This window comes from Streptomyces sp. L500, from assembly GCF_054551825.1.
Map to the genome: position 1 here is coordinate 49,413 of NZ_JBTOLC010000038.1, position 6,723 is coordinate 56,135.

The following is a 6,723-nucleotide window of genomic DNA, read 5'->3' on the forward strand; positions in this document are numbered from 1 at the left end:
CTGCTCTCTCGTGATCTGGATGAAGCGTGCGAATGTATCCGTCCGCCCGCCATGGGGCGGTAACAGTGGGGTAATCAGGAGGCGGTGGCCCCGGTCCGGCCGAAGCGGCCGTCGAAGAACAGCAGCCCGGGTGTGCCGGGGGCGGTGACGGCGCGGAGGACGTCACCGATGAAGACCGTGTGGTCGCCGCTGTCGTGGGACTCGGAGAGTTCGCACTCGAGCCAGGCCGCGGCGCCGCGCAGCAGTGGCGCTCCGGTGAGCGGGCCCGGTTCCCAGTCGAGTCCGTCGAACTGCTCGGGGCCCAGGGGCCGGTTCTTGTCGGCGAAGTGCCGGGCGACGGGCTCCTGGGCGGCGCCCAGGATCGAGACGCCGAACCGGCGGGCGTCCGTGAGGGACCGGTGCATGACGGCGCTGTGGGCGACGCAGCACAGGACCTTGGGCGGGTCGAGGGAGACCGAGCTGAACGCGTTGGCGGTCATGGCGTGCGGGTGTTCGCCGCCGACGCCGAGCACGATGACGCCGGTGGCGAACCGGCCCATCGTCGCTCTCATCGAGGCGGGTTCCACCGGTATGCGCCCGGTGGTCGTTTCGATCGCTGCGGGGTTCATCGGCCCCCTCCAGAGGCTCATGGGTGGACAACATAGGACCGGTTTCGCCGCGACCGGCCCATCACGAGGTAACAGCCCGGCCGTGGGGCCGTATTACCTGGTGATCACCGTGGGGTGGCAGGCTCGCGCGGGGCCGCCTTCGCGGCCCTCACGCGGCTCCCGGCCCGGCCGGGACGACAAAAGCTGGGGAGAGTGATCAGGCCATGACGGCTGTCGACGAAGAGCTCACCGCACAGGTCCTCGCGCGGGCGGAGGAGGCCGTCCGCGCCTTCAACGCCGGTGACGCCGCCGCCCTCGATCGGCTCTTCGCGGAGGACGCCGTTTCCGTCCTGGAGGACGGGAGCGTCGTGAGCGGTAACGAACGGACGGCGGGCCGTGCGGAGCTGCTGGCGCTGAGGCCCGTGATGACAGCGCGGGTCCTGGAGTCGTATGTGACATCCGATACCGCTCTGCTGGTCGTGGACTGGTCCGTCGAGGCCGGCACCGAGCGGCAGGGGGGCACCGCACTGGATGTGCTGCGCCGGCGCGGTGACACCTGGCTGTATGTGATCGACAATCCGTACGGCACGAAGATCTGAGGTCACCGGAGTGCCCGCCGCGGCCGGAGGCCCCGAGGGGCCTCCGGCCGCGGCGGTGTTCTCACCGGATGGTGACCTCACCCTCCACCGGGGCAGGGAAGTAACCCGTCTGCTCGAAGAACTCGACGTAGGTCCGGAAGAGTTCGCCGGTCACCGGGGGGCAGCTGATGCCGGTGCCGTCCAGCGCTGCGAGGGTCTCCGTGGTGGCGAGGGCAGGGTAGAAGGCCTCGCTGTCGGCGATGAGCAGCTCGACGGCGTCGAGCAGCGGCGCCGCGGAGTTGTCGGGGGATGCTTTGACGAGCTCGAACCAGGTGTCCTGGTCGACGTCGTCGAGCCGGTAGCCGTGGGCGCGCAGGTGTGTCACCGCATCGGCGATCGTCACATGGCTGGTGTTGCACAGGTGAAAGGTGCCACCGGCAGCGTCCGGGCGCCGGGAGATGGCGACGAGCGCGGCGCTGGCGTAGTCGACGGGCATCAGCCGGAAGAGGCCGGGCAGGCCGGTGGGCGCCGCTCCGGCCTGCAGCATTCCCTTGATGGTCAGCCACACGAAGTCGCGGGTCTGGCAGGCGCCGTTGACCTGGTCGCCGGCGATCTGGTCGACGCGATGAACGGTCACCGGCAGGCCGCGTTCGCGGGCGATGCCGATGATCTGCTCGGCGACCCACTTGCTCTGGGTGTAGCCGTTGGGCAGTGCCTCGCCGGGCCCGGTCGGGTCGGTCACCTCCAGGGGCACGCCCCGGGCCACGGGTCCGGGGAAGACGCCGGTGGTCGAGACGTAGTGCAGCGGGACGGTGCGGTGCCGGGCGGCCAGACGCAGCAGTTCCTCGGTGCCGAGGACGTTGGCGGCCCTGACGGTCGTGTAGGGGTGAATCCAGTTGACCGAGGCCCCGGCGTGGTAAACGACGTCGACGGTGCGGGCGAGGGCATCGAAGGCGGCCTCGGTCAGGCCGAGCCGGGGTTCGGCGAGGTCGCCGACGACGAGCCGCAGCCGGTCCGGGTCGATGTCGTCCCAGATGCGGTACCAGGTGAGATTGGCGCGCAGCCGCCGGAGGGCGTCGGCCTCGTCGGTGGCGCGTACCAGGACGTGGACGCGGGCGCGTGTGGTCCGCATCAGGTCGCGCAGGACGAACGCGCCGAGGAAGCCGGTGGCGCCGGTGAGCAGCGCGTCCCGGGGGTCCGGGGTGACGGTGTGGACCTCTTCGGCGAGGCGGATGTCGTCGGCGAGGCGGATGTCGGCGGTGAAGTCCGGGAGCGGGACGGTGTTGGTGCCCGTGTCGGTCGTGCCGGTGAATTCGGTGTGGAGGTAGGTGGCGAGGGCGGCGGGTGAGGGGTGGTCGAAGACGAGGCTGGCGGGCAGCCGGCGGCCTGCGGCGGCGCCGAGCCGGTTGCGGAGTTCGACGGAGGTCAGGGAGTCGAAGCCGAGTTCGGGGAAGGGCTGGTCGGGGTGGATGCCGGTGGGGTCGTGGTGGCCGAGGACCGCCGCGACCTCGGCGCGGACCAGGTCGAGGACGATGCGCCGCTGCTCGGTGTCGTCCTTGCCGTCGAGCAGCGCGGTCAGGCCCGCGGTGCCCAGTGCGGAGGCGCGGACGGTGGGGCGCAGCGGGGTGCGGGCCAGGTCCTGGAAGAGAAGGGGCGCGGTGGTGCTGTTCTCGCGCAGTGTCGCGACGTCGACGGGTACGCCGACCAGGGCGGGTTCGCCGAGGGCCATGGCGGTGTCGAGGATGTGCGGTCCGGTGTCGGAGGCGATGAGGGGGAAGCCCGCGCGGATGATGCGGTCGATGTCGGCGGCGTCGAGGTTGGCTGCCATGGTGCTGAGCTGTTCCCACAGGCCCCAGGCGACGGAGGTGGCGGGCAGGCCGTGGGCGTCGCGGTGCTGGGCGAGGGCGTCGAGGAACGAGTTGGCGGCGGCGTAGGTGGACTGGCCGGCGCCGCCGATGACACCGGCGAGGGAGGAGAACAGCACGAAGGCGGAGAGGTCGAGGTCGCGGGTGAGGTCGTGGAGGTGCAAGGCGGCGTCGACCTTGGGGCGCAGGACCGCGTCGAGGCGTTCGGGGGTCTGGTCGGTGATCAGGCCGTCGTCGAGGACGCCGGCGGCGTGGACCACACCGGTCAGCGGGCGGTCGGTGGGCAGGTGTGCCAGGAGGTTCGCGAGGGCGGCCCGGTCGGCGGTGTCGCAGGCCGCGATGGTGACATGGGCGCCGAGGCCGGTGAGGGAGTCGTGGAGCTCGGTGGCGCCGGGGGCGGCGGGGCCGCTGCGGCTGGTGAGGAGCAGGTGGCGGATGCCGTGCTCGGTGACCAGGTGGCGGGCGATGAGAGCGCCGAGGGTGCCGGTGCCGCCGGTGATCAAGACCGTGCCGCTGGGGTCCCAGGTACCACCGGGTGTCGCCGTGGCCGCCGGAGGGCTGGTGCGGGTGATGCTGGGGGTGAGGGCCTGGCCTGCGCGGAGGGCGGCCTGGGGCCGGCCGGTGCGGATGAGCGCGGGCAGGGCCGCCAGGGAGGCGGGGTGGTCGTCGATGTCGATGAGGAGGAACCTGCCGGGTGACTCGGACTGAGCGGTGCGCAGCAGGCCCCAGACGGCGGCGGCACCGAGGTCGGTGATGTCCTCGGTGCCGGTGCGGACGGCGCCGTGGGTGACCCAGACGAGAAGGGTGTTCTCCAGGCGTTCGTCGGCCAGCCATTCCTGGACGAGGCCCAGGGCGTGGTGGGTGGCGGCGTAGACGGAGGCGGTGCTCTGTTCCTCGCGCGCCGGGGTGTGCCAGGTCAGGACGGCGTCCAGGGTGGTGCCGGCGTCGGCGGCCTTGGCCGCGGCGGGGACGTCCGCGAGCTGGAGGGCGTCGAAGCGGTCGGTGCCCAGCTGGGCCAGGGTGACCGGCTGATGGGAGGCGGGCAGGCCGAGGGGACGCCAGCCGACGCGGAGGAGGGAATCGTGGCCGCGAGCACTGCTCGCGGTGACGGCTTGGGGGGTGACGGGCCGGAGGGCCAGCGAGGTGATGGTCGCCAGGGGCCGTCCGGCCTGGTCGGTGACGTCGGCGCGCACGGTGCCGTCGTCCTGCGGGGTGAAGCGGGCGCGCAGGCTGGTGGCCCCGGCGGCGTGGAGGTGGTAGCCGCTCCAGTGGGTGGCGAGTTGGGCCCCGGCGCCGGTGGGGAGGTCGAGGGCGAGGGGCAGGGTGTGCAGCGCGGCCTCCAGAAGGGCGGGGTGGAGGGCGTACTCGGCGGCTTGCGCCTGGAGCGTGTCGGGGAGGCGGACTTCGGCCAGGAGCGCGTCGGCGTCCTGCCACAGGCCGGTCAGGCCCTGAAGCGCCGGACCGGGGGTGATGCCGTCGGTGGCGAGGCGCTCGGCGGCCCGGGCCGGGTCGAGGGGGGTGGCGCCGGCGGGCGGCCAGGGGGCGGGGTCGGTGGGCGGCTGAAGGGCGCGCAGGCTCAGCCGGCCGGTGGCCACGCGGGTCCACGGCACGTCGCCGCTGTCGGGCCGGGTGTGGACGGTGAAGGTCCGGGCGGCCGCGGCGTCATCGGGGTCAGGGGCGTTGAGGGCGACTTGGATCTGGGTGCCGTCGCCGGTGGCGAGGGTGGGCGGATGGTGGATCGTCAGCTCGTCGACGGTGGTGAGGCCGGCTTCGTCGCCGGCGCGCACGGCCAGTTCGGCGAGCGCGGCGGCGGGGAGCACAGTGGCGCCGTGGAGGGTGCTGTCGGCGAGCCAGGGGTGGGTGTGGGCGGAGATCCGGCTGGTGAAGAGGGTCTGGCCGGCTTCGGCCACGGTGACGGCCGCGCCGAGCAGCGGGTGCGCGGCCGGGGACAGACCAAGGCGGGTGACGTCGGCGCTGGAGGCGGAGGCCGCGTACCAGTAGCGCTCGCGCTGGAAGGCGTACGTGGGCAGCTGAACGGCGCGGACGGCGTGACCGGCGAAGACGGTGGGCCAGTGGACGCGGCCCCCGTGGGTGTGGAGGGTGCTCAGGGAGGTGAGGAACCGGTCGAGGCCACCCTCGTCGCGCCGGAGGGTGCCCACCACCACGGCCTGCTCGTACTGCTCCTCCAGGACCGGGGCGAGCACGGGGTGCGGGCCGACCTCGACGAACGTGTGGTGCCCGCTCTCGACGAGGGCGCGGGTGGTGGCCTCGAACTCCACCGGCCTGCGCAGGTTCGAAAACCAGTACTCCGCGGTGAGCTCGGTGGTCGACAGGGGGCCGGAGGTCACCGTCGAGTGGAACGGCACGGTGCCCGGGCGGGGGCGGATGGGCGCGAGGGCCTCGACGAGCCGGTCGCGGACCTCCTCCACCTGTGCCGAGTGCGAGGCGTAGGCGGCGGAGAAGGAGCGCGTGCGGATGCCGTCCTTCGCGCACTGGGCGACGAACTCCTCGAGCGCGTCGTTGTCCCCGGACACCACGGTCGAGCGGGGACCGTTGACGACGGCGACGGACAGCCTGCCGTCCCACGCTTCGAGGCGGGCGGCGAGTTCGTCCCGCGAGAGTGCGACCGAGACGATGCTGCCGCGGCCGTGGAGGGCCACGGTGACCTGGCTGCGTACGGCCGCCACCCGGGCGGCGTCCTCCAGGGTGAGCCCCCCGGCGACGTAGGCGGCGGCGACCTCGCCCTGCGAGGAGCCGATGACGGCGTCGGGCTCCACTCCGTAGGAGCGCCACAGCGCGGCCAGGGAGACGGCCACGGCGAAGGACACGGGCTGCAGGACATCGACGCGGTCGAGGGACGGTGCCCCGTCGGCCTGCCGCAGGACGTCCTCCAGGGACCAGTCGACATACGGGGCCAGGGCCCGGCCGCAGGCCCGGACGGAGGCGGCGAACACCTCGGAGGAATCCAGGAGGCCGACGGCCATGCGGTCCCACTGACCGCCCTGCCCGGGGAAGACGAACACCGTCTTGCCCGCGTCGGTGGCACGCCCCTGTACCGCGTGGGGAGAGGGGATGCCGTCGCGCACGGCACGCAGCCCGTCGCGCATTTGCTCCAGGTCCGTGCCGGTGATGCCGGCGCGATGGGGGAACACGGCCCGGCCGGTGGCCAGTGAGTGGGCGATGTCCAAGGGGGTGGCCGAGGTGTTCTCCTCGGTGTGGGCGAGCAGGCGGGCGGCCTGGGCACGCAGGGCCTCGGGGGTCTTCGCCGAGAGCACCCAAGGCACGGCGGGGGTGACAGCGCCGGTGGCGGGCTCCTGCGGGGCCGGTTCGGCGGAGTCGGCCTGCGGTGCTTGTTCGATGATGACGTGGGCGTTGGTGCCGCTGGCGCCGAACGCGGACACGCCGGCGCGGCGGGGGCGGCCGGTCTCGGGCCAGGGCCGGGCCTGATCGAGCAGGCGTACGGCGCCGGCCTCCCAGTCGACCACCGGGGTCGGTTCCTCGCTGTGGAGCGACCTGGGCAGGACGCCGTGGCGGATGGCCTGAACCGTCTTGATGATGCCGCCGACACCGGCCGCCGCCTGGGCATGGCCGATGTTCGATTTCAGCGAGCCCAGCCACAGCGGCCGCTCCCGCGTGTGCTCCTGGCCATAGGTGTTGAGCAGGGCCTGCGCCTCGATGGGATCGCCCAAAGTA

General features: G+C 73.2%; 3 protein-coding genes. 1 reads left to right on the top strand and 2 read right to left on the bottom strand.

Going from position 1 to position 6,723, the window contains the following annotated elements:
• Positions 1 to 74 precede the first annotated feature (74 nt).
• Positions 75 to 608, bottom strand: coding sequence for a flavin reductase family protein (locus tag ACX9I7_RS26045; protein WP_459388698.1), 534 nt, complete (start codon positions 606 to 608; stop codon positions 75 to 77).
• A 203-nt stretch (positions 609 to 811) separates the two neighbouring features.
• Here ACX9I7_RS26045 and ACX9I7_RS26050 point away from each other — a divergent pair, with 203 nt between their 5' ends.
• Positions 812 to 1,186, top strand: coding sequence for a YybH family protein (locus tag ACX9I7_RS26050; protein WP_459388699.1), 375 nt, complete (start codon positions 812 to 814; stop codon positions 1,184 to 1,186).
• 61 nt (positions 1,187 to 1,247) lie between these two features.
• Here ACX9I7_RS26050 and ACX9I7_RS26055 read toward each other — a convergent pair.
• Positions 1,248 to 6,723: thioester reductase domain-containing protein (locus tag ACX9I7_RS26055; protein ID WP_459388700.1), on the bottom strand; the 5,476-nt coding region annotated here is incomplete at its 5' end.